This window comes from Burkholderia sp. AU4i (genome assembly GCF_000466765.1).
GTDB lineage: Bacteria > Pseudomonadota > Gammaproteobacteria > Burkholderiales > Burkholderiaceae > Burkholderia > Burkholderia cepacia.
Window position 1 is genome coordinate 1 of the sequence record NZ_ASSI01000460.1, and the last position, 537, is coordinate 537.

Below are 537 nucleotides of genomic sequence, written 5' to 3' on the forward strand. Positions count from 1 at the left end.
TTGGTTTCCTCGAAGTAGCCGTCGACGCGGAACGAATTGCGGTCGACGACCGACAGCACCGCGCGGCCGGCCGGCACGTATTCGCCGATGCGCGGCGCGCGGTCGTTCAGGTAGCCGTCTACGGGACTGACGATCGTCGTGCGCTGGAGGTTCAGCTTCGCGGTGTCGAGCGACACCTGCGCATCGGCGACGGCGGCTTCACCCTGTTCGACGCGCGTGCGGCTTTCCTCGACCTGTTCGCTCGCGACCAGGTTGCCGAGCTGCAGGTTGCGCGCGTATTCGCGCTTCGCCTGGGCGAGCGTCGCGCGGCGCTGGGCGAGCGTGGCTTCGGCGAGGCGCTCCGCAAGCGTGTAGCGGGCCTGGTCGATCACGAACAGCACCTGGCCGCGCTTGACCTCCTGGTTGTCGGCGACCTGCACCGACGTGATGAGGCCCGCCACGTCCGGCGCGACCTGGATCACGTCGGCGCGCACGTGACCGTCGCGGGTCCACGGCGAGAACATGTAGTAGTTGACGATGCGCCATAGCACGACGGCG

The 537-nt window shown here is 68.5% G+C and carries 1 protein-coding gene; it reads right to left on the reverse strand.

Annotation, left to right across the window (positions count from 1 at the left end):
* The coding region (locus L810_RS43505) for an efflux RND transporter periplasmic adaptor subunit (RefSeq protein WP_042978506.1) at positions 1-537 on the reverse strand (537 nt) is incomplete at both ends.